Here is a 25901-nt window from a genome sequence, read left to right on the forward strand (position 1 = left end):
GTATAATAAAAGAAAACTTAATAATATGAAATAACCTTTTAAGGAGACCACTATGAAAAAAGATAAAACAAATGCGATGCGAATATTAGATAAAGAAAAAATTGAATATTCGATGATGTCATATGACTCTGGCGATGGGAAAATTGATGGCGTATCAGTAGCTGAGAAAATTGGACGAGAAGTGAGAGAAGTATATAAAACGTTAATTGCTCAAGGGAATAGTAAAAATTATCATGTGTTTATCATTCCAGTAGATGAGGAATTGAATTTAAAAACTGCGGCAAAAGCAGTAAGTGAAAAGAAAATTGAAATGATTGCTGTAAAAGATATTACGAAAGTGTCAGGATACATTCGTGGCGGTTGTTCGCCAGTCGGAATGAAGAAGTTATTTTCTACATGTATTGATGAGAGTGCTCAATCACTTGAAACGATCATTGTAAGTGGAGGGAAAATCGGTATACAAATTGAGCTGAAAGTTGAAGACTTGGCGAAAGTGACAAGAGCGCAGTTTGGTGAAGTAACGAAGTAGATATACATAGGGAAAAGAAGTTTTAGTTTTATTGAATTTAGATAATAATTTATAGGATAGTTAGTCCATTGTAGGGCTGATCGTCCTTTTTATTTACATGCCTAGATTAAATCTGAAAAGATTGAATGTTCAGTTTAATTTAGGCGTGTAATATGAATCATTTGTTTGGTTTTGGGAGGACGACAAAATCTCGGTGCGAGGACTTTAAATAAACGAGCAGAGTTACTCTTAAAGATAGACAAGTGACGGGGGAGTGTTAATGGTGGTTCAAGAAATACCCATAAGAAAGCATGTATTGGGGGCCAGTATTTTGGGGTAATCCTACGCTAAGAGTATGCAAGATTTTATACAGTTTTTTGGCTAATCAAGTAACAAACAAGAACACTAAAACCGCGTTAGGATAGGGATGTATAAAAAATGTATAGATTCATAGAACTAAAAAAGAAGATTCCCTTGTGAGAGCAGGGTTCTCCTTTTTCCTTGCTACTGATAATAGGACGTTATGTTAACCTCACATGTATAGAATATACAAGAAAAACACGATACATCACTTTTTGTAAATGGTGTAATAAGGAAAAAACGAGGTGAAAAACTAATGGACGACTCTATGTTTGCGTTTCGAGTTGTTTTCAATGCACTAACATCATTCTTTTCCAACGGGGTCTGGGTCGTTTTGTTCTTCTTCTTGTTAAATAAAACGTATGAAAACAAAACTTTCAAAACAGCATCGAGTATTATTACTGTTGTTGTCTTAGTATTTTATTTGTTTTATTGCATTCGGAATAGCATGTAATGCCTTTCTTTGAATAAGGTAGGGAAATCCCCCAGTATCCAAGACTAAATTTTACCCATACATCATTTTTTGGATCTAGCTCTTGAAGATAAAAACTATTTAATTTTCAAGGAACAGTTATTAACTTAAAACTTATTATACGAGGAGGGTGTATCATGAAAAAAATATGCTTTGTATTAATTGTCGACGCTGGTATAAATTATGGTTCAATATTTTCTCTACCATTTTTAAGGAATCAGGATGATTTGAAGGAATATTTTTCTAAGTATTATGATGTTTCAATTAATTATATTAGGGATAAAAACTCAGTTGACTATTTGGTAGTTCCCAAACCGTGTCCACCTTTTGATAATGAAAATAATCTTCCAATAATTGAAGTACCAGCAATCTTATTTATGGAAAAGGATTTTGAAAAAATAAAGACTTATATAGACAATTATTTTTCTAATAACTCATAAAGAAAATAAAAGTACAGTAAAAAGAAGTCCAATAAAAAAACGAGTGGCGTAGAATATTTCTATTAATCATTCGTTTTTTATTATATTTACATATATTTTTTAAAAGAGGATTATAGACGTTCTGAAAAAAATTAATTATAACAAGAACAGTGTTCGTGCTACTATGGGGTTTACTTTACTTCCAATAACGATAATTATGTAAATAATCTATTCACCGGATTCTCATAGAAACCTGTGGTGAGATGAAATTTTTGATTTTGCAGCACTTCAAAATCTTAGCTAGATGGCTATGTATCGGTACCCACAATAAAGTTTCACTTTATAGAAAAGATTAAAAAAATGTGAATTTCATAGAAAAAGAACGACATATGAAGTAAAATGTTATGTATTGTTTTATCCATTTCGATGGTTGAAATGGATAAAACTATTTTAGTTTCTATCATTCTCTTTAATAATTGTTTGAAATGTTCTTACATATTGATTTATCTGGGAGAATGTATAGATTTCGATTGATTATATGTAATGAAAAATGAAGGTGTTATGTAACTATTAGGATGTACATTAGAAGAAGTGTGAGGAGGAAGGTATATCTATTAAAATAGCGAGATATACTAAATTAAATATGAGTATTAGATTGAATAAAAAAGTAGTAGCATTAACAGCAGGACTAACGGTATTATCCTCATCGATGGTATCGTTTGCAGAAGAACAACCATCTGTAAATAACAATCAATCTATAAGTGTTCAGGAACAAAGCGGGACAGATCAACTTCAAGTATCAGAAGAACAAGTTTTAAAAAGTATTGAAGAAAGTTTTGAAGGGGTAGATGGACGCGGTGGAGGTACTGTCAATAATAAGAAAGTGGACAGTCTTCAAAGTTCAGAAGGTATTTATGAAGAAACGGGTACATTAACGGTTCCTCACAATTCAGGTAGAACAAAGCGTAGTTTTGCTTTCTCAGCACCTACAGTTTCTAGTACGATAAACGGGGTTCCATTCACGGAATGGATTGTTCCAGCAGGTAACGAGAATATTCGCCCTCAAAATCATATGATTCCAAAGTATATTACAATTCATGAGACTGATAATAAAAGCGTAGGAGCAGGAGCTAAAAGCCACGCTCAATACTTATATAACCAAGCAGTAGGGGAAACAGACCGAGCTGCATCATGGCACTTTACAGTAGATGATAAAGAAATTTATCAACACTTACCATTAAACGAGAACGGATGGCACGCAGGAGATGGTGATGGGCCAGGTAATAGAGAATCTATTGCAATTGAAATTGCAGTTAATAGTGATGGTGACTACAATAAGGCAGTCGATAACGCAAAGAAACTTGCAGCTTATTTAATGAAAGAAACGGGTGTACCATTAAACAACATCGTAAAACATCAAAAATGGAGTGGTAAAAACTGTCCCGATATGATGATTAATAGTGGACAATGGGTTCCATTCGTAAATGGCGTTGAAGGATATTATAATAAATTTTATCAACCGACAGACGATATAACGGGAGGTTGGTATGAATCGGCTATTCGTGATTTGAATAGAAGAGGTATTATGGTAGGAGAAGGAAACGGCATTTTTGCGCCTAATAGATCTGTAACAAGAGCTGAGTTTGCGCAATTAATCTCGAATTCTTTAAGTCTTCCAGCTGGAGATGCGACGTTTAAAGATTTAAATGATGCAAATTCAACTTTACGAGATGGTATTAAACGTTCTGCAAGTGCAGGCATCATTTCTGGTAGAGGAGACGGTAATTTTGATCCTAACACACCTATTACAAGAGAAGAAGCAGCGGTCATTGTAAATAAAGCTTTACAGTATAAAGGAATAAATGGACCATTGGTAAACTTACCATTTGCAGATAAAGATCAAATTATCTATAAAGAAGCTGTACAAAGATTATACGGCTTAGGTATTGTAACAGGTATGGGAGATAACATGTATGTCCCTAAAGGAACAACAACTCGTGGTGAAACTGCAGCATTTATTTTAAACATGCTTCAAGTTATTGAAACTGGGAATGTTCAAAAAGGAATTGGTACGGTTGAAATAAATGGTATTGGGGTAAATGTTCGCAGCGGAGCAGGATCTAGCTACTCTGTTGTTAGAAAAGCAAGCAAAGGTGAAAAAGCTACAGTATACGAAGAAAAGAATGGTTGGCTAAGAATTGGTACAGATGAGTGGATTTATAATGAGCCTAGCTACATCGTCTATACGAAAGATAAAAATTAAATAGTTAAGAAGTAAGTCATACATCACATATTTCATGTATTCCCAGGCAATGGACAGCATTTTCTCCATTGCCTGTTTTTGTGTTTCAGTTTTTTAATAGTTATATAGAAATTTGAAATGGAGTTAGAAGGAAGAGTAATTGTCTGTAAAATATTGGACGTTTTAGGTTGGTTTAGTATATGGATATTTAAGTTTTTACGTGATTTTACATTTGTAAATGAGGGTTTTCGTTGTTTGATGGCGATAAAAACGAACGTTATTAAAATATTTCTGAAAAACATTCATATTTTAATTGCAAATATACAAAAAGTTTGTTATATTACCAATATAATAATTTTAAATAACATCACTCGTATATACTCGGTAATATGGTCCGAGCGTTTCTACCTAGTTCCCAATGAAAGAACTGGACTACGGGTTAAAGTATTCGGTCGCTCTATGCAATGTGCGCTACCGATTTATAATTTTGCATATGCTTAATTAACTTTGACTACCGTAGTTCTAGAAAGTAGAGATTCTTCTACAATTTCTAGAACTTTTTTGTTTGGACCAAAGCATCGAGTATAGAAAACAACAAGAGAAAGAGGAGATTATTTATGAAGAAGAATACGTTAAAAAAATGTGCTGCCCTAGTAACTACTGTTGCATTGTCATTCTCGATACTTGCGGGATGTAATGCGAGTCCGAAACAAGTTGAGGCAAAAAGCAATCAAAAACCAATCTTAATTCAAGGGCCAATGCCGATAGAAGCTGAAAATTTTGCAAAAAGATTAAAAAATGTGAAAGAAGAAAAGTCTGGAACTTTCGTATTTTATAAAGGAACTGTCGATAATTATCCTGTCATCGTAGCGAAAACAGGTAAAGGAATGGAAAATACAGCAGCCGCTACAGCAGTGGCTATTGAAAAATATAAGCCTCAGGCGATTATTAACCAAGGAACATCAGGTGGACATGATCCAAATTTAAATGTATTTGATATCGTTTTAGGAAAACAAGTAGCAAACATAGGTTCATTAAAAACAACAAATATGGATGAGAATCAAGGGATTGAGCCGACAAAATGGATATCTATGGACTTAATGGCTTCTGAAGGAAGTGCAGGAGAAGATCCAAATGCTGAGAAAGTCCGATACTACGAGGGAGATAAGGATTTACTTGCAGTAGCGAATGCGGTAAAAGACACATATACAAAAGGTAAAGTAGTTGAAGGTACGATTGGCTCAGCAGATGTTTGGAATAATGAAGTGGATAGAATTAAATGGTTCCATACAAAATACGGTACATCTGTTGAAGAAATGGAAGGCGCTGCAGCAGCGCAAATCGCAAAAGCGTATGACGTACCATTTTTAGGAATTCGAGTATTATCTAACAATAAAACGAACGGCGGAAAATACAATCCAAACACAGCAGCGGCAAATCAAGAATATGTATATGAAGTAGTTAAAAAGTATATCGATACGTTGCCAAGTAAATAACATTATTTCTAGTAAAGAAAGGCTAAGTAACCCCGACATGAACGACAAAAGTTGTTTGTTTCGGGGTATTTGCTGTTTTCTTATTCACTACTAAAGTAGTTCGTAACGTTTCAATAGTATAGAAGTTTTTGCTGAAGCAAATTGCAATCTAGTTTTCTAAGATCGTTCGTCTACATACAAATTATTGCAACAATAGACAGGGAAACGAAAATAATCCAAGAATAAGTTATATAGAAAGAAAAAGGAAAAGAGGGAAAAAGATGTGGAAAACTACGGATCTATGTGATGAGTTTGAAAAAGAATTACAAATATGCCGCCAGTCTTTTCGGTCTTTTGGGAAGAAAGAACAATTCCACGGGAAAATTGCAACGGTAAAAGTGAAGGATGATAATGTACTAGTGAAGGAAGGATTGCAAACATTACCAGAAGGAACGGTATTAGTTGTTGATGGAGGAGCTTCTACGAATTGTGCGTTACTCGGCGATAATTTGGCAGCTATTGCGGAAGAAAGAAAGCTGGCAGGGATTATTGTGAATGGATATGTTCGTGATTCTAGTGAACTAAAGAATATTAATATTGGTATTTTAGCGTTAGGAACGATGCCAAATAGAAGTGTAAAAGAAGGAAAAGGCGACAGGAATATTTCATTACAATTTGGAGGAGTAGAATGGAAGCCAAATGAATATGTTTATGCGGATGAAGATGGGGTTATTATTAGTGAAAAGAGTTTGCATAGTTAAGAGATTAGAAAGTTATTATTCTTACAAAATAAATCCGATAAAGCGTGGACAAAATCCTTTGTCAATAGTAAAATAATACAGAAATTTATAATTTACAGAATGTATAGGTTTATCGTTTTACGATAACTTAAATGGAAGTTAGTTTTGCCTAGAAAAGTGAATGTTATCACAATGATACGTTCATAAACGAAATTATTTTTCCTATACAAATATAGCCGCAAATGATGCGGGTAGGAGGTGTTGTGCATTTTTGTTCGGCACTTACAAAAAAAGAGTGTCAATCGCACGCCCTTGAAGGGCCTTTTTTTGTGTAAATGGTAGTAAGGGAGGAAATTTTGGGATGGCAACATTAAAAAAATGGCTGCTTACGTCGTTAATGGCAGTTACACTTGTATTTGTTTCTTTTGCGAATACAGTACATATTACGTTTGCTGAAGGAAATACAGCAAAACTTGCAATTATTGGTGAATCACAAAAAGGCATTATGTTATGTCCGAAAGAAGAGCAAATTGAAGATGGGGAAACAGCTTTAAGTTTGCTGCAAAAAGTCATGGGGGACAAAGTAACATCTGAAACGATGTCGTTTGGAACGTATGTAAAAGGCATTGACGGCTTAATGGCTGGGGACACAAGCGGTTGGTTGTATGATGTAAATGATAAAGCTGCACAAGTTGGGGCAGATAGTTATAAATTAGAGTCTGGAGACGTTATTGTATTCCGCTATGTTTCAGACTGGAGCAATATGAGTCAAGAAACATTACAACAAACATTAGATAAATTTGGAACTTGTAAAACTGTTGAAGAACCAAAGACAGATGATCCAAAGCAAGAAAAACCAGAAGAACCAAAGACGGATGATCCAAAGCAAGAAAAACCAGAAGAACCAAAGACGGATGATCCAAAGCAAGAAAAACCAGAAGAACCAAAGACAGATGATCCAAAACCAGAAGAACCAAAGCAAGAGAACATTCAAGTTCCTGCAGCACAAGTAAACGAAGCAATTTCTAAAACGTCTGAAAAGATGTTACAAGATGGAATTGAAAGTGATTGGGTAGCTTTAGGACTTGCTCGTTCTGGTAAGAATGTACCAATTGAGGCGCAATTAAATTACGTTAAAGCAGTAACAGAAAAAGTAGAAAAGCGTGTGAATCGTTTTTCAGCAACAGATTTAGCTAGAACGATTATTATGATGAATGCAATGAATGCAGATCCTAAAAAGGTAGGAGAACATAACTTAGTTCAAAAATTGTATGAATCAGATAAAGTGAATTCTGTTACAGGTTATGCATTTGCTTTACTTGCATTTGATACGAAGAAATATGAGATTCCAGTTGAATCAAAATGGAATCGAGTTGCGTTAGTAGAGTCACTTTTAAACACGCAACACACAGATGGTGGCTGGACTTATGATAGTGCAAGCAGTAAAGAAAGTGCTAGTAGCGTTGATGTAACGGCTATGGTGTTATCAGCATTAGCTCCTTATCAAGAGCGACCAGATGTGAAACCAGCTGTGCAAAAAGCTGTTGCGTATTTATATAAAGAGCAGCTAGAAAATGGCGGGTTTTCTGCAGATGGACAAGAAAATTCAAATAGTACTGCGCAAGCAATTATTGGATTATCACTTGTTAAAGATGTAGATCAAAATCGTCTTCACAAGGCAATGCAAAATCTACTGTCATATCAACTTCCAAATGGTGAATTCAAATGGTTACCAAGTGATCAAAACGGTAGTGGAATAGCTACAGAGCAAGCATTATTAGCTTTAATTCAGTTTAAAGAGCCTGGGAAATCGATTTATGATTGGTCAAATGTATCTGTCACTGAAATAGATACAAAACCTAATGTGGATTCAGAAAAAGTTGTAGTAGAAAAAGAAGTTACTGAACAACCACAAGAAGAAAAACAAGTGCAACAAGAAACAAAAAATGAAAATGTAAAAGTTGTTGTAGATAACGAACCGGCTAAAAATAAAAAATCCGGAAATGATAACATGCTACCAAAAACAGGAGCATCTTCTCATAGTGCGGCTGCAGAAGTAGGTATGGGTGTATTATGTATTGCTTCTGCATATGTATTATGGAGACGTAAAGCAGCTTAACAAAAATTAGGAGCAATCATTTGCTCCTAATTTTCGTATGAAAGGTGAGAGATAAGATGAGTAAGGTGAAATGGTTCATTTCTTTAATGCTTTCGCTCGGGCTACTTGCCGGATGTGAAGAGGCGGCTGTACAGCCAGAGAAGAAGGTAGAACCAAAGCAAGAAGAGGTAGCGAAACAAGAAGAACAAAAAGATAAAGTAAAACCGGAAGAAAAACAGGCTGAACCAGAGCAAAATAAGCAAGAAGAGCAAAAAGAGAAACAAGAACAAAAAGTAGAAGAGAAGCCTCAGGAACAACCAGAAGTAAAGAAAGAAGAAAAGCCTCAGGAACAACCGGCTGCTACGAAACAACCAGAACAACAAAAAGCACAAGAAGAGAAACAACAGCAACCGAAAGCGCAAGAAGTAAATGAAGAAGCGAAGGTTGTGAATCAGCCGAAAGAAACACCGAAGCAGGAGCAAAAGGTTGATCCGAATAAAGAGGAGAAAACGATACCGACTCCGGCAGTACCAACTCCTGAACCAAAAAAACCAGATCCAATACCAGAACCTAAAGCAAAACAAGTTACTATTTCCGTAAAAGGTAATGAAGGATACTTATTAGGTGCGAAAAAGATTGATGTACAAGAAGGCGATACTGTTTATAAAGTATTGCAGCGTACAGGATTAGATGTGGATGCGATGGGCTCTAAAGACGGTATTTATGTAAAAGGGATTAATGATTTATATGAAAAAGATATTACCGCTACTAGTGGATGGAAATATCGTGTGAACGGTTCGTTTCCAAACCATAGTGCTGGTGTAGTGACAGTAAAACCAGGAGATACAATCGAGTGGGTGTTTGTATTAAAATAAGAAAGGCATTCGGTAAAGGACTATGAAAATAAGTTTTTCTTCTTTACATCCTTTTGTGAATTTTTTCTATTATATCGGGGTGATGATACTATGTATGATGTGTCTTCATCCTCTTTTTTTAATTGGAGCAATACTATTAATCGTTATGTTAAATGTGATGCAAGGGAATAGCGAAAAGATAAGAAAAATGTTACCGGGCACAATCGTCTTCTTTTTTATGGTGATTTTATTTAATTCGTTATTAACGCATAGAGGCCGAACTACGTTATTCTGGTTAGGTGATAGCCGTATTAAGCTTGAGGCAATTATGTTCGGACTAGTAATGGGATTATTACTAGTTGCGATTATGTTCACGTTCGCGTCGTATAATGATATTATTTCAAGTCATAAATTTTTATATTTGTTTTCTAGAATTTCACCGAAAGTTGCATTGTTAACGATGATTACAGTAAGGTTTGTGCCGTTGTTTATTAGGCGGTTGCAGAAAATTACACTCGTACAAAAAACGAAAGGTGTACAAGTTGATGCAGGTTCCATTATTGAACGCGTGAAAAATGGTATGCAATTGTTGCAAGTGTTATTAATTTGTTCGTTAGAAGATGCACTGCAAACGGCCGATTCTATGCAAGCTCGTGGATTTGGTGTAACGAAGCGTACAACGTATATTCGATATAGAATGGAAAAACGCGATTGGTATATGCTCAGTTATTTAATAATTCTATTTATAGCTGCTGTCATCTTTAGTAATTATGGCGGAGGAAAATTAATTATTTATCCGAAAGTCGAATCTATGCTATTTCAGCAATACGACGGGATGATGTTTGTAGTATTTACGATGTTTATTAGTTTACCAATTATGATGGAAGGAAGGGAGTGGATATGGTGGCGCATGCAGAAATAAACAATTTATCATTTGTATATGCTGATGAAAACGAATACGCGTTACAGCATATTTCTCTTTCTGTTCAAAAAGGTGAGTTCATTACACTTGTGGGCGGATCGGGTTCTGGGAAGACGACTTTATTAAAACATTTTAAAAAGGAGTTACTTCCAATCGGTACGCGTTCGGGAGAGTTGTTTTATGAAGGTGTTTTATTAGAGGGAGTACCAGATTTATTATCTGCACAAGAAATTGGAATGGTGTTTCAAAATCCAGAAAACCAGCTCGTAATGGATACAGTGATTCAAGAATTAGCATTTTCTTTAGAAAATATCGGGTTACCATCTCATATTATTCAAAAACGAATAGCTGAGCTTATTAGTTTCTTAGGATTTCAAGATTTATTGCACCAATCTGTTCATACGCTATCTGGCGGGCAAAAGCAACTTGTCAATTTAGCTGCGGTATTAGTTATGCAGCCGAAACTACTATTATTAGATGAACCGACAGCGCAGTTAGATCCGATTGCTGCAAAAGAGTTTTTAGGATTGTTAAAGCGTATTAATGAAGAGCTTGGAATTACGATTATTTTAAGTGAACATCGTTTAGATGAAGTAATACCACTCGCAACGCGCGTCATTTGCATGAATAACGGCCGAATCGTGTATGACGGTAGTCCGAAAACGGTTGTATCGAATATGTGGGAAGTAGAAAAGTTCCGTCCATTTATTCCGCAAATTCCAAGATTGTTTTTAGAGTGGAATGCGAAAGATATTCCGTTTACAGTGCGAGAGGCGCAAATGAAAATGAATGATTTTTCAGCAATATCATATGTATATGAGCCAATAGCACAAAGTGAAAAGCAAGAAATTATTTTAAGTGCAGAGCATATATCTTTTCAATATGAAAAAAATAGTCCGCTTATTTTACGAGATTTAACAGTATCGATCGAGAAAGGAAAATGGGTAGCTCTTGTTGGAAAAAATGGTACAGGTAAGTCTACACTTTTGATGATTTTAGCGGGGTTACAAAAAGCGAGAAGAGGGAAAGTAAAGTGGAATGGGAAAGTGATACATAAAATTGATTCGAAAGAACGGTTTAAAAGGATCGGGTATGTATCGCAGCATCCATATTATCATTTTACATTTGATACAGTGTGGGATGAAGTGTATGAACGTGCACGGGAATTATACGGAGAACAAGGAAGAGAAATGGCAGAACAACAGCTTAAAAAGTTTTGGCTATATGCGCTTAAAGAACGCCATCCGCATGATTGTAGCGGGGGAGAGCAACAATTACTCGCGTTATGTACAACGTTATTGTCAAAGCCAACGTTATTATTACTGGATGAACCGACAAAGGGATTGGATCCATGGAAGAAAGAGAGAGTAGGAGAGCTATTTAAGAAGCTGCAAAAAGAAGGTACAACGATTGTAATGGCAACGCATGATATTGAATTTGCGGCGAAATACGTGGATCAATGCATGATGTTATTTGATGGAACAGTTATTATGAATGATGCACCGAAAGAATTTTTTAGTGGTAACTTCTTTTATACAACATCTATCAATCGATTCATTCGAAAAGAATTGCCATATGCATTAACGTGGGAGGATGTGTACGAAGCGTGTCCAAACGATATGTTGCATTCATAATATGTATTTTTGCGCTACTAATAGGTACATTACTCTTTACAACACTTATTATGGACGGTTATTACATGGTAAGTAGTTTGTTTGTATTAGCTATTATTATGTTACCATTCTATATCCGCTTTGAAAGAAAGGCGTTTGTTTCACGTGAAATTGTTCTCGTTGCCGTATTAGCGGCAATAGCAGCAGTTAGCCGCGTACCATTTTCGATTTTACCGAGTGTACAACCGACTTCTTTCGTTATTATCGTTTCTGCAATTGTGTTTGGGAGTGAAACTGGTTTTATGATCGGTGCAACAGCGGCGATTGTGTCTAACATCTTTTTAGGACAAGGTCCGTGGACGCCGTGGCAAATGTTTTCGTGGGGTATGATTGGCTTCATAGCAGGATTACTCCGAAATACATTTTTGATGAAAAAACTATGGGGACGACTCATATATGGATTTGCCGTTGGATTTCTATTTGGCTGGATTATGAATTTTTGGGGTCTTCTTGGGTTTATACAGGAAGCAACGTGGGAAACAGTTATTGCTTACTATACTGCAAGTTTTTATTTCGATCTTAGTCACGCGATATCGAATGTTATTTTTCTACTACTATTTAGTACATCTTGGATTACGATTCTTACAAGATTTAAAAGGAAATATGGCATATTAGATAAGCATAACATGGCATAGAAAAGCATACTCTTATAAGGTAGGGTCGCGACTTACATATTCGTTTGCCTCTTTCATGCTTCTTACATATTGTAAGGAGCATTTTTTGTTGTCAAAAAATAGATCTAATATATATCCGTTATTATATAAAATTATTTGTATAATAGTAGGTGAGAACTATTTTCAAAAGGGAGGTGTATAGTTAATGAAGTTAGTTATTCCGAAGCAACATGGTGCATGGGCCATGCTTGTTATACCGTTTCTATTAAGTGTCATACTTGGGAAACCTACCATTTATCATATTCCATTGTTTTTAGCGTGGTTCTTTATCTATTTAGCAACGTATCCATTTCTCATGTACATAAAGCAAAGACGAAAAAAAGAGTTTTTACACGCTGCAATTGTGTATTTTATGATTGCATTCATATTTGGAATGATTTCTTTATTATATGAATGGCGAATTCTTTTATTCGTAGTAGTCATGATTCCATTGTTTATTGTAAATATGTATTACGCTCGTCAAAAGAATGAAAGAGCATTACTAAATGACATTAGCGCGATTATTGTTTTCTGTATCGGTGGTTTAGTCAGTTATTATTTTTCAATGAAACTCATAGATACAACAGCATTATTCATTGCGCTTATTTCATTTTTATATTTTTTAGGAAGTACGTTTTATGTAAAAACGATGATTCGTGAGAAAAATAACCCGAAATATCGTCTTATATCTTGGGGGTATCATATTGTATTAACGATTATCATTTTTACTATGAATCCGTGGTGTTCTCTTATTTTTGTACCAAGTGTTATTCGAGCAATTGTGTTGTATGGCAAAAAAATCTCTATCATAAAAGTAGGAATTTTAGAAATTGTTAATTCTGTATATTTTCTAATCATAACGGCAATAATAATGAAGTATGCCATTTGAAAAAGCTTCCCACCGTATGATGGGAAGTTTTTTCAATCTTGTTCTAAAATGTGAACGGTGTAATCGCAGCGTTGAATAGCTTGTTCGATCGCATAAAGGGATTGTTCAATACGAGCGCGATTAAAATCTTTTTCAACAGTCTGTAGTGCTTCTTCTAAACAATGTTTTGCTTCTTGTAATGATTGAAAAGAATCTTGTACATATCCACGGGCGTTTTGATGCATTTCATACTCCTCCTTGAATGTTCATATATGTATAGTATGAACAGTAAAAAAGAAAATATAATTTGTTATATTTGTTTGACAATTAAAGTGAAATTACGTATAGTTAATTTTAAAGTGAATATTTTCTTATCCAGAGAGGTGGAGGGACTGGCCCGATGAAACCCAGCAACCGCGATGCAGGTGCTAATTCCAGCAGAACATATTTGTTCTGGGAGATAAGACGAAGATATACGTAACTTCTTCTTATCGGAGAGGTTTTTTTGTTGCAAAAAAAACCGATTACGAAAATTTATATTAAGAAGAAAGGGGTTGCGCATTACTGTGACACTCGAAAAATACGTAAAACTGCGTAGTACAGTTTATGAATATATGATAGAGCAAGATAAGCCAATATCATTGTTAGATATTCAAGAACATATCGTTTCGCATCATGAAGGAAAATTCACGAAAAAGATGTTACATCAATTTTATTTATCAAGGCTATTAGACGAACTAAAACTGGATGGGAAAATTACTTTAGCTGATGATGAATATCTCTATGCTGAAAAAGGGGTATTTTATAAGGCGAGAAAAGGGAGCTAGGCTCTCTTTTTTTTGAAGTATGTAGTGTAAAAGACTGCTAAAGCAGCCTGATACAGGGAATGGTGTTGAGTGTGTAGTGTCAAAGATTGAATGTGCCTGAAAGAGGCACTTCGTATCGGCTGCAAATGAAAAGAGACACCTCCGCCGAATAGGTGTCAGTCGTTTTGTCATATAGACTCGCTATTTGACAGTTATTAGAATAACATGCAGGTTTTTTTAAGTCAAAAGGGAATTAAAGGAAGAGGTGCAAGTATGTACGCTTACTTATTAAAAGATATAACGAAATGGATTCCAAAGTATATTATAGATAGAGGATATGAATATTACGAAGATGGGCATGTAGAAGATGTTGAAATACACGATAAGAAAGTATTTGCTTTTGTTACTGGAAATGCAGGAAACTATGAAGTAATTATTGATCTAGAAGATTTCGCAGAAAGTAGCTGCGAATGTCCGTATGAGAATCTTTGCAAGCATATGGCGGCAGTTGTTTATGATATTCAACATGTAGGTGAGAGTACAGTTAAAGAGAAACTGGAAGATTTAGAAAAAGAGGAGTTACTTACAGTATTAAACCGATTGTTGCAAAGTTCGAAAAACGTGCAAGTTGTAGAGAAGATGTTAAAGAAGGGGAAGCTTTAACTATGAAAGAAAAGGCTCGTACATTATGAATGAACTTGATCGTATTATAAAGTGTTGTCAGTATGATGATGAACTTTTTCGGACGTACATTACATGTTTACTTCAATTGAAGAAATGTAGCGAAGTGTTCGGGCAAGTTCAAATACAATTAAGAAATGATTATTTAATACGAGGCATTTGTGAAAGAGAAGTGGATGAGGTGGTACGGGGAAGTAAAGAATATGAAATGTATTTTCTTCCTAAAGTGTTACGGTGGGATTTCTTAAGGGGAAATCCACATCTAATTGAAAAAGTATGTGAAGATTTTTTTGCATTTGAGTCATTACATCTTACGGAGATAGGGTGGGAAACGATTATAAATTGCATGGGAAATAAAGTGAAACTTTAATCAGTGGGGGTTTTGTTCTTCCCACTGATTATTAGTTGAACCAATCGGGCATTTACGGGCAGTTGATCTCACACCTAACTGCTTTGCGTATGGATGAGAGTTTACTGCCCGTTAATGCGGGGTAAATAATTTATTATGTAAAAAAGCTAGTATAAAACTAGCTTTTTATTTAAATAAATAAGAAGCATAGACTAATGATAAAACCAGCATATAGTAAGTTAACAACGCAAAATCCCATAATATCACGAGCACCTAAACCAGCTATCGCTAATGCTGGTAATGCCCAGAAAGGTTGAATTAAATTCGTCCAAGCATCGCCTCGCGTAATGGCCATCGCTGTTTTTGCAGCAGGTACACCAAGTTCAGCGCCAGCTGGAATCATAATTGGTGCTTGTACAGCCCATTGACTGCCACCAGATGGAACGAAAATATTAACGATGCCAGCACTTAAAAATGTAAAGAGCGGGAAAGTCGTTTCGTTTGAAATGCTAATAAAGAAATTAGAAATAGCTCCGCCAAGTGAAAGTCCTTCACTATTTGCCTCAATGATTAATCATCTCAACCGGTGTTTGGTGCGTTGCAAACATGCCGAAGAAGATAACGAAAACAGTTAATAAACATGATAAAATAAACGGTTCTGGCAAGAAGCGTTGCACTAAGGCGACGCAACCATTTGTAAATGAACGAAACAAAATAGATCAACCTCCTTATGTATGTCAATTATTCGAGGTTGGTTAGGTGATAATCTTCAATAGATTGAAAATTCGGGTATTTAAAGGTGCTTGAAGTTACAGGAACAGACGTTGTTGCTTTCTGCGATGGACTGATTGAAGAGGTGAAAACTTCGGTTGATCTCTATCAAGAAACGTTCGATCAAAATGTCGATAAGGCTATGAAAAAATAGAAGGAGTAAACAATCTTTCAAATCGGCGGATGGTTGCAATGATTTAAAAACAAAAATCTATAAATGTCTATATATGGATTTTTATAGGCTAGCTACATCGCTATCAAGCTAAGTTTATGCAATATGATATTCATGTAAAGTTAACATAGCATCCTATTATAAGAGCTAAGCCATTTCTAAACTATTAATCTACTACATAAGTACAGGCAGCCAACCCGATATGTTAATAGTATATTGTATAGGAATTTATTGTTTTAAATTTTATACTGAAAGGAATAATAGGATGTCAAAGAAATATATTTTTGATTATATTGTGATTGGTGCCGGTACTGCCGGAGGGGTAATTGCTAAAGAATTAACGGATGATAAATGTACTTCCGTGCTTGTTCTTGAAGCAGGAACAAATATGACAGAGGAATTAAGCAGTCCTAATCTTATAGTTTCTATTTTAAATGCTGCTGATAATAGACATTCATTTCATGTCACTACTATAATTGAGCAAACGTTAGGTCGTCAGTTGATAACACAAAGTGGTCGTGTCATTGGTGGAAGTTCTGAACATAATCAGATGTTAGCTGTACGTGGCAGTCGTGATCTTTATGATGTATGGGCACAATTAGTTGATAATAACGCATGGAATTATGATAGTATTCGCTCATTATTTATTAAAAATGAAACGTATACAGGAATGACGCAAAGTCCTCAAGAACGTGGAAGTAACGGACCTATTTTTATTAGACAACAAAACATTCCTGATCAAGGATTAATCCAAACTTTAGCACAAGCCGCTTCAGAAGTTTTTAATATACCAATTGCAGAGGATTACAATACAGGGATAAGAGATGTTACAGCCTTAAAAGGCCAATATATTCAAAAGATGGAAAATGGAAAATTGGTTCGTTCCTCGACGGCAACCGGATATTTAAACAATCAAATTGTTACGCAAGGAAATGAATTCCAATCAGATGAATTTGGAGTTGATCAGAGAAAATTGGTCATCTTTTCAAAAACAACAGTAGATAAAATTCTATTTAAAGAAAAAAGAGGAGTTAACATTGCTGTTGGCGTTCAATATGTTAAGAATGGGGTGTCACAACGAAGTTATGCCCGAAAAGGAATCATTGTCTCTGCAGGCCAATTTTCCTCCGTCATACTTCAACGCTCAGGTATTGGTAAGCCTGAAGATTTAGCTAAAGCTGGCATATCGCCTTTAGTAGAAAGCCCTCAAGTCGGATACAACTTCCAAACACACTATTCTGTCGGTATGGGAATTAGAGTGGAAACAGGAAGACTTCTTCAGGTATTGGCTGCTGATCCTAATCAGCCAGGAGCATTTGGAGCATTTAAAAAAGTCAATAACCCTATTGGTGGCCGGCGCCTTCAATTATTAGGCCTTCCATTTCCGTTTTTTGTACCCAGTCAGGAAATTGCGATAAATGGTTGGGATTTTAATGAGACAAATTCTAGTAATATTATGAGTATCGGAATTGCAGATGTAAATCCAAGCAGCCGAGGTACTGTCATGGTTTCTCATAGTGACCCAGAGGCATATCCAACTATTGATTTAAACCCGTTGGCAAATCCAGATGACCTAAATTTCATGGTGGATCAATATATTGAGACGTATAATATGATTGTTAGAGCACGTGAACTCGATCCGGAAGGCATCTATCAAGTAGTCTTTCCTGATGAAAGTATATTTAAAATTTTGGACGATAATGAAAAGCGGGCTAAATTGGCTGGTTTTGTCAGAGCTTCGTATTCCCTTTTCACTCACTTCGGAGGGCAATGTAAGATGGGGAAAAATATTAAAGAAGGAGTTCTTGATGGATTTTTGAATGTCTTTGGGACCAAAAATCTTAAAGTTGCTGACCTTTCTATCTCTCCGATTTTACCGGATGGTAATACGTCAATACCAGCCCAAATGATAGGATTAAATGCAGTACGTTTTATTCGAGAGGATCCTTGCCCATATGTGGTGGATGATCAGGAAATTAAAGATTATGAATGTAAATCGATAAGAAATAAAAAATGAATTCTATATATATCAATAGTTAACTTAACATAAAGAATATTTTGTATTCAAATAGAATAATTTAGCTTGTGTGCTTATCCAATAAAATTTATGGTGTATATTCTATACACGTCAGGTTAACGTGACACATCATTATTAGTAGTCAAAGAACCATAAAATTTTAGTTTGATGGGTATGGGATAGCACCACATCGCTATCAAGCTAACAAAACAAAATACCCCCTAAAATAAAAAATACGCTATTCTTTCTGTAGAATCATAGGAAAGGATAACGTATTTTTTGATTTCTTCTATTCAATGTGTACGTTAATATTTACGCATGATGTGATGACTTATATTAACCCTTTATTGCTACTAAGGTAGGAGATATACCAAAAATAGGATTATAAAGTACATTTTTCTTGAGTGGCTCCAAAAGTAAAGAATCGTTGCCGTCCCCCTTAAACGGTTAACTAACCCCAATTTTTTTCTATTTTGACGACATGCTCAACGCCGTGGAAAAATAAGTTTATTTTCTGTTCCTAAAAGCAGCCTTTGTATATTTTCCATATGCCTGAAAATAACCATAAACGCCATTAGGAATGCAAATATATAAAAATATAAGGTATTCCCAAAAACAGGAATAAATGAAATGACCGCAACAAGCAATGTAGCACATATTGTACCTAAAGAGACATAACGGGTTAAAGCTACTATTATCACAAAAAAGCCAAGGCATAAAAGGGCCATAACCCAGTCAACCATAAACAGTACAGCCACTGCTGTAAGTGCTCCCTTTCCTCCTTTAAACCCAAAATATACCGGCCAGTTATGCCCTATAACCGCTCCTGCGCCCGCCGCTAAAAGGCTTACGCAATCTTTAGCCTCTCCCGAATAAAAGTAAACGCTAAGGAACAAGCCTATATAACAGGCAATTACCCCTTTTAATATATCTCCCGCAAGAACAAACACCGCAGCAGATTTCCCAAGTACCCTCAGAGTATTGGTAAGCCCGGCGCTTTTGCTTCCATGGCTTCTTATGTCCTTGCCATATATTACCCCTACAATTACCGCTGTATTAAGGCTTCCTAAAAGGTATCCCAAAACTAAGGCCGCAAAAATCTTTAAAATATCAATCATCACTCTTCTCCCTTTATATTATTCTGAATTTCTTTTTTCTACATCAATACAGGGTTTTAGCATTGTTCTTCTCGAGAAAATTTTTCAATAAACTTCTACGGATTTATTCATGTTAAAAGGGCATCTACAATAAGGACGTTAAATATGACTGAATAGCCAGAAAAAATACTAGTAAAAAATCCTTCATTAGTTACAACATTTTGGATCTAAACTGCACGCTTTCCTTCTTCTACTTCAATGATCCGATCAATTAATAAAAGGGGATAACGATGGGGAATAATTTCTTCTATTTGTTGAATATTGACAAATATTAGTACCTAGTACTATTATTTGATTATATAACTAAGTGTAAAAATAGTAAAGGGGGATAAATGTATGCAATCAAAAGCAAGAATTACAGCTATTGGTACCTATGTACCTGAAAAAAAGCTGACCAATGATGATTTAGAAAAATTAGTAGATACAAATGATGCATGGATTGTACAAAGAACTGGGATGAAGGAAAGAAGAATTACTGGTGATAACGAATATGCCTCTACATTAGCTTTTAAAGCTATTGAAAACTTAGTGGAACGTTATCATAAAAGTCTTGTCGACGTGGATTGTATTCTCGTTTCAACAACTACGCCTGACTACACTTTTCCAAGTGTAGCCTGCCAAATACAAGAGTATTTTAATATTCAACATACAGGTGCTGTTGATTTCAATGCGACTTGTGCTGGTTTTACATATGGATTACATCTGGCGAATGGTTTAATTACATCTGGCCTTCATCGCAAGATTTTAATTGTAACGACAGAAACCTTATCTAAGATTACAGACTATACAGATCGAACTACATGTATCTTATTTGGAGATGGAGCCGCAGCTGTTTTAGTAGAGAAAGATGAAGAAGAGTCTAGCTTTATAGCTACCCATATTGGGACAAATGGGGAAGGAGGTATGCATGTATATCGTAAAAATTTATCTACTACCATGTTTGGAAATCCTTTAAGAACACATGGGAAGATAGTTCAAAATGGAAGAGAAGTATATAAGTGGGCAGCACGGACACTACCAATTGGTATTAAAGAATTGTTATGTCAAGCAGAGTTACAACTGGAAGAGGTGAACTGGTTTGTTCCACATAGTGCTAATTTACGAATGATTGAATCTATATGTGAAAAATCAGGTTTCCCACTGGATAAAACGTTAACAAGTGTAACATACATGGGAAATACTTCTTCTGTCTCCATTCCATTAGCATTAGACATAGGTATGAATGAAGGAAAGGTGAAAAAAGGGGACACTCTCTTACTCTATGGGTTTGGAGGAGGTCTTACACACGCTGGACATATCATTAAATGGCATTTAGCAAAGGAATAGGAGATGAAATATCCAATAGTAACATAAACGTATTTGAGAGATTGAAAGTAACGGCATTTAGATATTCGAATGTAGATCTAGTTGATTCGTGTGCAGCAAGTGTAAAAGGATTTTATTTTCTTTTGTGGAATGTTATTTATATTTACCTTATTAAAATTTAGAAAGGAGAATATTTATGAAACATTCCTTATTGGAGACAAATCCAGAGCCAGGAAAGAAAGAATCATTGCTTACACGATGTGCAAATGTATTTTCGAGATGGTCTCAGAAATATGTCCCAGATGCCTTTGTTATTGCGGTGCTGCTCACTTTATTTACTTTCATTATAGCTTTGTTGATGAATCCCTCAGATCCGTACAAAATCGTAAAATCTTGGGGGGATGGATTTTGGACTTATTTAACGTTTACAATGCAAATGGTATTGCTAATGGTTACAGGGATGACGCTAGCTTCTGTCCCGTTTATTAATAGAGGCTTGCAGTCTATTGCAAAGTTAGCCGATACACCTCAAAAGGCTTATACGATGACATTTTTGATCAGTGCAATTGCATACTATATCAATTGGGGACTAGCTGTAGTTGTGGGAGCGATCATTGCGAAGGAAGTAGCGAAAAAGAATCCGAATGCACATTTTCCATTACTTGTAGCAGCTGCTTATGCTCCGACAGCCTTATATAGCGCAGGTCTTTCAAGTTCTATTGGCCTGACAATTGCCACAAAGGATCATTTTCTTGTAGATATGATTGGAATTATTCCTACCTCACAAACAATCTTTAGTTATTCTACTCTAATTATTTTTTTCGCTCTACTCATCACGATGCCAATTATTATTGTACTTATGGCTCCAAAAAGTGGGATTATCAGCTATAAAGCACCCGAAACTGATACAAATTCTTTTGTAAAACCTCCTCAAAAGAATTTAACTGTTGCGGAAAAACTAGAATGGACACCGGTTCTAGGAATAGTATTAGGTGCAATTGGCACGTTGTATTGTGTTTATGAATTCGTGAACGGTCGTAGTTTAGATTTAAATATCATTAATTTGTTTTTCTTGTCACTTGGTTTGCTCCTGCATGGTTCTCTTGGTAACTTTGCACAAGGATTCAAAGAATCTGCGCAATCCATCTCTCCGATTATCCTACAGTTTCCATTTTATGCGGGGATTATCGCTGTTTTAGGTAGTTCAGGGTTGGGAAGCTCAATCATTGAATGGATGGCATCCATTGCGTCAAAGGATACATTTGATATATTTACATATTGGTCAGCGGGATTGGTGAACTTATTGGCACCATCTGGCGGGGGACAATGGGCTTTGCAAGGGCCACTGCAGGTTCCGGCAGGATTGAAGTTAGGTGTAGATCCGGCTACTATCGCTATGGCGGTAGGCTGGGGGGACGCATGGACAAATTTGATTCAGCCGTTCTGGGCACTACCTCTTTTAGGTGTGCTGGGATTGAAAATTAAAGACATTATGGGGTATTGTTTCATTCTCTGCATTTGGGTTGGGATAGTTACAAGTTTATTGATGTTATTTGTATATTAGCTTTCATAGGAATACACATCACTATCAAGTAATACCATTAAAATGAAAAAAACGCTATTCTTTCTGTAAATACATAGGAAAGGATAGCGTTTTTTTATGTCTATTTCTGTATCTGATGAATTACAATTATTTGCTCAAGAATTTTAAAGATTCTTATCTCCAAATATCTTACGAGATATTGCTAGAGATGTTGGTTTTGTGCAACAAACAGGTAGGTACCAAGCAAGTATTTAGTTACTTTATGTGCTTGGGTGAGTCAAAATGCCACTAAAACTTCTTTCACATGTATGGAATATACAGGGGTTTTTATCCGCAAGCTGTTCTTTATCAAGCTCAGCATGATGACCACCATCAACACCGTGGTTAAAAGTATTCAATATGGTATGGCAGAACCGGGAGTGTTGGAAGTACTACGAGAACTGTTGGACATTATGAATAAGAGACAATAAAAAACTCTTCTTGGATGCAAGAGGAATTTTTTATTGGGAATAGTAAGGGTGAAGGGAGGGATTACATATGGGAAAAGGTAGAAGTAATAATGCTGGTAAAAAGCAACCGAATTTCGATGATTCATCTAATTTCGCTAAACAAAGCCAACCGACAGAAAAGAAAAAGAAATAAGAAAAGAATCTCTCTTTATCAAGAGAGATTCTTTTTTAAATGGTATTTCTTGTTGCAGTATCTTCTAATAACTTATAGGTTTGGTGTAAATAAAACACTCCAATAAAAAAAGCTTCCACTACTGTGGAAGCTTCTCCAAATGATGCGCAATATCAATATACATATTGGAGTAAACTGAATGGATTTCATTACTTGGCGTAGCGTTAGAAGAGAAGTGGACAATTACCATATTTGCTTTCGGATCGATGTAAAGTGTTTGTCCGTAACTACCTAACACTTCGAAAGCATCTTGTTCATTGTGCGGAATCCACCATTGATTATGATAAGAAATGGAAGATCCAGGGCCAACCTCAAGTTCACCTTCTTGGACATTTTTTATATCTTCAGTAATAGAAGAGGGGAGGATTTGCTTTCCATTATATTCCCCGTTGTTTAATAGTAATTGTCCAAATCTAGCCATATCTCTAGCAGTTGCATTTAAGCCAGCGCTTGCTTGTTCTACTTTTGTTTCATCTGTAACGTAATACGCGTTTTCTTCCATACCAATTTGAGACCAAATTCGTTCACTTACATTTTCAGCTAGAGATTTACCAGTAATGTTTCGAATAATCCAAGCGAGCGTTTCAGCTGATCCGTCATCGTAAGAAAAAGTAGAACCAGATGGTGCAGTTTCTTCCGCTTCTCGCAACATATCATAAATGCTCATCGGACCGTCGTAGTTTTTACCTCGAGGTAAAATATTGCTAGCTAAATATAGTTGCGCATCTTGATTTTCTAACGCTGGATGTTCATATCCGTGAGTCGGGTATTCTGCAGAAACTTGCATGTCCATTAATTGTTGCAGCGAGGCATTACCGAAAGGTGTGTTTTTTAATTCTTTTACGTACGTTTCAGCCGTTTTCTCTACATCAATACGATTTGCTTCAGCGAGAGATTGTATAATTGCCCCGGTAAATACTTTTGCTAATGATGCCATACCATGAGGTTCATTCTCTTTATATCCATTGAAATATCGTTCATAAACAAGTTGTCCATTATGTAAAACGACGAAAGCATCTGTTTTGTTTTCGTCTAAAAGTTTTTTTAGAGGCGTTGTATTTCCGAATCTACGCTCCACAGCAAAATCGTCTAAGTTTTGTAATGCAGTAGGGAAGTGGGAAATTTGATTAGGGTTATTATGTACCTCGTTAATTAAGGTGAATTCTTTCATATGCGTGTACGACCAACGTAAGTAAGGATCGTCTAACCAATTTTTCTTAGTGACATTATCTTTAGATGGAGTCATTTTATTATGTTTGAAGTAAGTAAAACCAAGCCCTGTAATTACAAATATAAATGTGAGTATGAGTAAGAGTAGGGGAGATTTTTTTAGTTTCATATAGGTCCCTCCTTGTTGATGCTATTATAAGTATACGCTTCTATTGAAAGAAATACAAAATAAGGAAAGTAAACGGAGAAGTTTACTTTCCTTATTTATGTTAAGCGGATACTTGTCCGTCTGTACGTTGTTTCTTGAATTTTTGTTTTCGTCCGTGTAATCCATAATATAGAAGTAAAGTGAACGCAACGATAATAGCCGCGATAAAATACATATTATGATAACTTGATTTCGCAGCGACTATACCTAAAATGAAAGAACCAAAGCCAATGCCGCTATCAAAGAACGAGTAGTAAGTAGCTGTCGCAGAACCACGTCGATGGTTTGGAGCGGCAGAAATTGCAATCGTTTGGAAGCTAGGAATTAATGTTCCGTAGCCTAAACCGATTAATACACCTGCGCTTAGGAACCAAAATGGAGTTTGCGCTTGACTTAAAGCGAACATTCCAATTGTGAAGATAATAATAGCTGGATAAATAAGTACATTTTCACCGAAACGATCAAAGATTTTTCCTGTAAATGGACGAGAAATTACAACAACAAGTGCGTATACAATAAAGAAGTAACTAGCAACCTCTCCTAAACCGAGTTCTTTTGCATAAATAGGAATAAAGGATAAAATACCACTATAAGAAAAGGCTAAAACAAATCCTGTTAGAGCGATTGGAATAGAGGATGGTTCAATTAAGTCTTTCCAGTTCATTTTTTCTCGTTTTTGTTTGCTTACCGGTTCTTCATGAGGAATATTCACTACTAATCCTAATAAAAATGCGAGTAATGAAAATACGGAACAAACAATAAATAGTACAGTAAATGAAAAATGGGAAATAATTGTTAAACCTAAAAAAGGACCAATTACCATTGGCAGACTCATAAATACGCCGTAATAAGCAAGTGCTTCACCACGTTTATGAATTGGCGCAACATCAGTTACAATCGTACCAGTTGCAGTAGTTGCCATCCCGAACCCAATGCCATGTAAGAAGCGAAGGGCAAGTAATAAAAATAAACTTTGCGCACCGAAATACATAACAGTAGCGGCTAAAAATAGTGAAAGTGAAATAAATAATATTTTCTTTCTTCCTAAATCATCGAGCCATTTTCCTGTGAATGGTCTACATAAAACAGATGAAATAAGAAAAACAGTTGCAACTAAACCAATTTCCTCAGGTTTTCCTTTTAGGCCGTCTATAACGTAGACGGGTAGAGTAGTCATAAGCATGTAAAATGTTAAAAAGAGAAATAGACTACTAAAACAAGTTCCGAGGAAATCCTTCGTCCAAAGTTTTTCACTTTGCATCGTCATCCCTCCAATTTAATCTAAGTTTTTAATAATTTGTTGTAACACTTGAAATGCTTGATGTAAGTCAGCTTCATTAATACCTTCTAGCGCCTTTTCTTCGAAAGCATCAACTTCTTCTTGCCATAGCGGAATCATTTTTATCGCTGTTTCTGATAAAGAAATGAGCTTCTCGCGGCGATCTTTTCCTTCTGTACGAATAATCCAGCCCATTGTTTCCATACGTGTTAACGTACGAGTCATCGTTGGGGATTCAACATTTAAATACTGGCACAATTCTGTTTGGGTACAAGATCCAGTTTGATTAATGCGAAAAATTACAGCCCATTGTGCACTAAACAACCCAGTTGGAGATACGCGTTCATTAAACTTCTTCGTAAACTTTCGAGAAGTCTGGCTGACAATGTGAAAAAAATGTTGTTTTTCGTCCATATAGTTTGATCCTTTCAAATTAGTTACCTAGCTAACTATATACCTTTTTATTCTTATTGTCTAG

The 25901-nt window shown here is 35.6% G+C and carries 25 protein-coding genes, 3 pseudogenes and 2 riboswitches; of the genes and pseudogenes, 20 read left to right on the top strand and 8 right to left on the bottom strand.

Going from position 1 to position 25901, the window contains the following annotated elements; genetic code table 11:
* Window positions 1-52: 52 nt before the first annotated feature.
* From ybaK to ACQKNI_RS01035, 12 genes are all read left to right on the top strand, one after another.
* Entirely contained in the window at window positions 53-529 is a 477-nt protein-coding gene (ybaK, locus tag ACQKNI_RS00980; protein ID WP_088229717.1) for a Cys-tRNA(Pro) deacylase, read from the top strand.
* Between the two features lie 595 nt (window positions 530-1124).
* Window positions 1125-1322, top strand: coding sequence for a hypothetical protein (locus ACQKNI_RS00985; protein WP_002096482.1), 198 nt, complete (start codon window positions 1125-1127; stop codon window positions 1320-1322).
* Window positions 1323-1477: 155 nt separating this feature from the next.
* Complete coding sequence (locus ACQKNI_RS00990) at window positions 1478-1780, top strand: hypothetical protein (protein WP_000717614.1); 303 nt, start codon at window positions 1478-1480, stop codon at window positions 1778-1780.
* 622 nt (window positions 1781-2402) lie between these two features.
* Entirely contained in the window at window positions 2403-4022 is a 1620-nt protein-coding gene (locus ACQKNI_RS00995; RefSeq protein ID WP_088229716.1) for an S-layer homology domain-containing protein, read from the top strand.
* A gap of 330 nt (window positions 4023-4352) precedes the next feature.
* Window positions 4353-4456, top strand: a riboswitch (purine riboswitch).
* 162 nt (window positions 4457-4618) lie between these two features.
* Complete coding sequence (locus tag ACQKNI_RS01000) at window positions 4619-5497, top strand: 5'-methylthioadenosine/S-adenosylhomocysteine nucleosidase (protein WP_427282105.1); 879 nt, start codon at window positions 4619-4621, stop codon at window positions 5495-5497.
* Window positions 5498-5757: 260 nt separating this feature from the next.
* Complete coding sequence (gene rraA / locus ACQKNI_RS01005; RefSeq protein WP_088229714.1) at window positions 5758-6237, top strand: ribonuclease E activity regulator RraA; 480 nt, start codon at window positions 5758-5760, stop codon at window positions 6235-6237.
* A 340-nt stretch (window positions 6238-6577) separates the two neighbouring features.
* On the top strand, window positions 6578-8335 hold the full coding sequence (locus ACQKNI_RS01010; protein ID WP_427282106.1) for a DUF4430 domain-containing protein: 1758 nt from the start codon (window positions 6578-6580) through the stop codon (window positions 8333-8335).
* A gap of 56 nt (window positions 8336-8391) precedes the next feature.
* Window positions 8392-9189, top strand: coding sequence for a DUF4430 domain-containing protein (locus ACQKNI_RS01015; RefSeq protein ID WP_098253136.1), 798 nt, complete (start codon window positions 8392-8394; stop codon window positions 9187-9189).
* A 22-nt stretch (window positions 9190-9211) separates the two neighbouring features.
* Entirely contained in the window at window positions 9212-10090 is an 879-nt protein-coding gene (locus tag ACQKNI_RS01020; protein ID WP_088229711.1) for an energy-coupling factor transporter transmembrane component T, read from the top strand.
* Window positions 10069-11724, top strand: a complete 1656-nt coding sequence (locus ACQKNI_RS01025; protein ID WP_427282221.1) for an ABC transporter ATP-binding protein — start codon at window positions 10069-10071, stop codon at window positions 11722-11724. Before ACQKNI_RS01020 ends, ACQKNI_RS01025 begins: the two co-directional genes overlap by 22 nt.
* Window positions 11697-12398: an ECF transporter S component gene (locus ACQKNI_RS01030; RefSeq protein ID WP_427282107.1), complete on the top strand. Its 702-nt coding sequence runs from the start codon at window positions 11697-11699 to the stop codon at window positions 12396-12398. The genes ACQKNI_RS01025 and ACQKNI_RS01030 overlap by 28 nt, the downstream gene beginning before the upstream one ends.
* Before the next feature lie 184 nt (window positions 12399-12582).
* Window positions 12583-13305, top strand: a complete 723-nt coding sequence (locus ACQKNI_RS01035; protein WP_427282108.1) for a YwiC-like family protein — start codon at window positions 12583-12585, stop codon at window positions 13303-13305.
* A 32-nt stretch (window positions 13306-13337) separates the two neighbouring features.
* Here ACQKNI_RS01035 and ACQKNI_RS01040 read toward each other — a convergent pair whose 3' ends face one another.
* Window positions 13338-13529 carry a hypothetical protein gene (locus ACQKNI_RS01040; RefSeq protein WP_000554029.1) on the bottom strand — a complete coding sequence of 64 codons (192 nt, stop codon included), beginning with the start codon at window positions 13527-13529 and terminating at the stop codon, window positions 13338-13340.
* Between the two features lie 123 nt (window positions 13530-13652).
* Window positions 13653-13751, top strand: a riboswitch (SAM riboswitch).
* Between the two features lie 99 nt (window positions 13752-13850).
* Here ACQKNI_RS01040 and ACQKNI_RS01045 point away from each other — a divergent pair.
* From ACQKNI_RS01045 to ACQKNI_RS01055, 3 genes are all read left to right on the top strand, one after another.
* Complete coding sequence (locus tag ACQKNI_RS01045; protein WP_000171472.1) at window positions 13851-14111, top strand: hypothetical protein; 261 nt, start codon at window positions 13851-13853, stop codon at window positions 14109-14111.
* Window positions 14112-14315: 204 nt separating this feature from the next.
* Window positions 14316-14753 (top strand): SWIM zinc finger family protein, encoded by a 438-nt coding sequence (locus ACQKNI_RS01050; RefSeq protein WP_098253132.1) that lies wholly within the window; start codon window positions 14316-14318, stop codon window positions 14751-14753.
* A 25-nt stretch (window positions 14754-14778) separates the two neighbouring features.
* Window positions 14779-15141, top strand: a complete 363-nt coding sequence (locus ACQKNI_RS01055; RefSeq protein ID WP_427282109.1) for a group-specific protein — start codon at window positions 14779-14781, stop codon at window positions 15139-15141.
* Between the two features lie 169 nt (window positions 15142-15310).
* On the opposite strand, the pseudogene ACQKNI_RS01060 reads toward ACQKNI_RS01055, so the two are convergent.
* Together ACQKNI_RS01060 and ACQKNI_RS01065 are read right to left on the bottom strand one after the other, a co-directional pair.
* Window positions 15311-15694, bottom strand: a pseudogene (locus ACQKNI_RS01060) (TIGR00366 family protein); the annotation flags it as partial.
* Window positions 15684-15833, bottom strand: a complete 150-nt coding sequence (locus tag ACQKNI_RS01065; RefSeq protein WP_170933744.1) for a TIGR00366 family protein — start codon at window positions 15831-15833, stop codon at window positions 15684-15686. The pseudogene ACQKNI_RS01060 and the gene ACQKNI_RS01065, both read right to left, overlap by 11 nt.
* An 86-nt stretch (window positions 15834-15919) precedes the next feature.
* On the opposite strand from ACQKNI_RS01065, the gene ACQKNI_RS01070 reads away from it, so the two are divergent.
* On the top strand, window positions 15920-16045 hold the full coding sequence (locus tag ACQKNI_RS01070; RefSeq protein ID WP_222127083.1) for a hypothetical protein: 126 nt from the start codon (window positions 15920-15922) through the stop codon (window positions 16043-16045).
* Between the two features lie 283 nt (window positions 16046-16328).
* Window positions 16329-18080: a GMC family oxidoreductase gene (locus ACQKNI_RS01075; RefSeq protein ID WP_427282110.1), complete on the top strand. Its 1752-nt coding sequence runs from the start codon at window positions 16329-16331 to the stop codon at window positions 18078-18080.
* Between the two features lie 485 nt (window positions 18081-18565).
* Here ACQKNI_RS01075 and plsY read toward each other — a convergent pair whose 3' ends face one another.
* Together plsY and ACQKNI_RS01085 are read right to left on the bottom strand one after the other, a co-directional pair.
* On the bottom strand, window positions 18566-19198 hold the full coding sequence (gene plsY / locus ACQKNI_RS01080; RefSeq protein WP_427282111.1) for a glycerol-3-phosphate 1-O-acyltransferase PlsY: 633 nt from the start codon (window positions 19196-19198) through the stop codon (window positions 18566-18568).
* Between the two features lie 116 nt (window positions 19199-19314).
* A pseudogene (locus ACQKNI_RS01085) lies at window positions 19315-19509 on the bottom strand (3-hydroxyacyl-ACP dehydratase FabZ); the annotation flags it as partial.
* A 64-nt stretch (window positions 19510-19573) separates the two neighbouring features.
* Here ACQKNI_RS01085 and ACQKNI_RS01090 point away from each other — a divergent pair.
* The 3 genes and pseudogenes from ACQKNI_RS01090 to ACQKNI_RS01100 all read left to right on the top strand — a co-directional run.
* Window positions 19574-20563, top strand: coding sequence for a ketoacyl-ACP synthase III (locus ACQKNI_RS01090; protein WP_070144492.1), 990 nt, complete (start codon window positions 19574-19576; stop codon window positions 20561-20563).
* Between the two features lie 175 nt (window positions 20564-20738).
* On the top strand, window positions 20739-22106 hold the full coding sequence (locus ACQKNI_RS01095; RefSeq protein WP_098253127.1) for a short-chain fatty acid transporter: 1368 nt from the start codon (window positions 20739-20741) through the stop codon (window positions 22104-22106).
* A 96-nt stretch (window positions 22107-22202) separates the two neighbouring features.
* A pseudogene (locus ACQKNI_RS01100) lies at window positions 22203-22399 on the top strand (IS4 family transposase); the annotation flags it as partial.
* Between the two features lie 446 nt (window positions 22400-22845).
* Here the strand turns inward: ACQKNI_RS01100 and ACQKNI_RS01105 are convergent.
* The 3 genes from ACQKNI_RS01105 to ACQKNI_RS01115 all read right to left on the bottom strand — a co-directional run bounded on the left by ACQKNI_RS01105 (window position 22846) and on the right by ACQKNI_RS01115 (window position 25837).
* Window positions 22846-24105 carry a serine hydrolase domain-containing protein gene (locus ACQKNI_RS01105; RefSeq protein ID WP_427282112.1) on the bottom strand — a complete coding sequence of 420 codons (1260 nt, stop codon included), beginning with the start codon at window positions 24103-24105 and terminating at the stop codon, window positions 22846-22848.
* A gap of 100 nt (window positions 24106-24205) precedes the next feature.
* Window positions 24206-25405, bottom strand: coding sequence for an MFS transporter (locus ACQKNI_RS01110; protein WP_088229697.1), 1200 nt, complete (start codon window positions 25403-25405; stop codon window positions 24206-24208).
* 15 nt (window positions 25406-25420) lie between these two features.
* Window positions 25421-25837 carry a MarR family winged helix-turn-helix transcriptional regulator gene (locus ACQKNI_RS01115; RefSeq protein WP_140417284.1) on the bottom strand — a complete coding sequence of 139 codons (417 nt, stop codon included), beginning with the start codon at window positions 25835-25837 and terminating at the stop codon, window positions 25421-25423.
* Between the last annotated feature and the right edge of the window lie 64 nt (window positions 25838-25901).

This window comes from Bacillus sp. NPDC094064 (assembly GCF_050279585.1).
Classification (GTDB): Bacteria; Bacillota; Bacilli; order Bacillales; family Bacillaceae_G; genus Bacillus_A.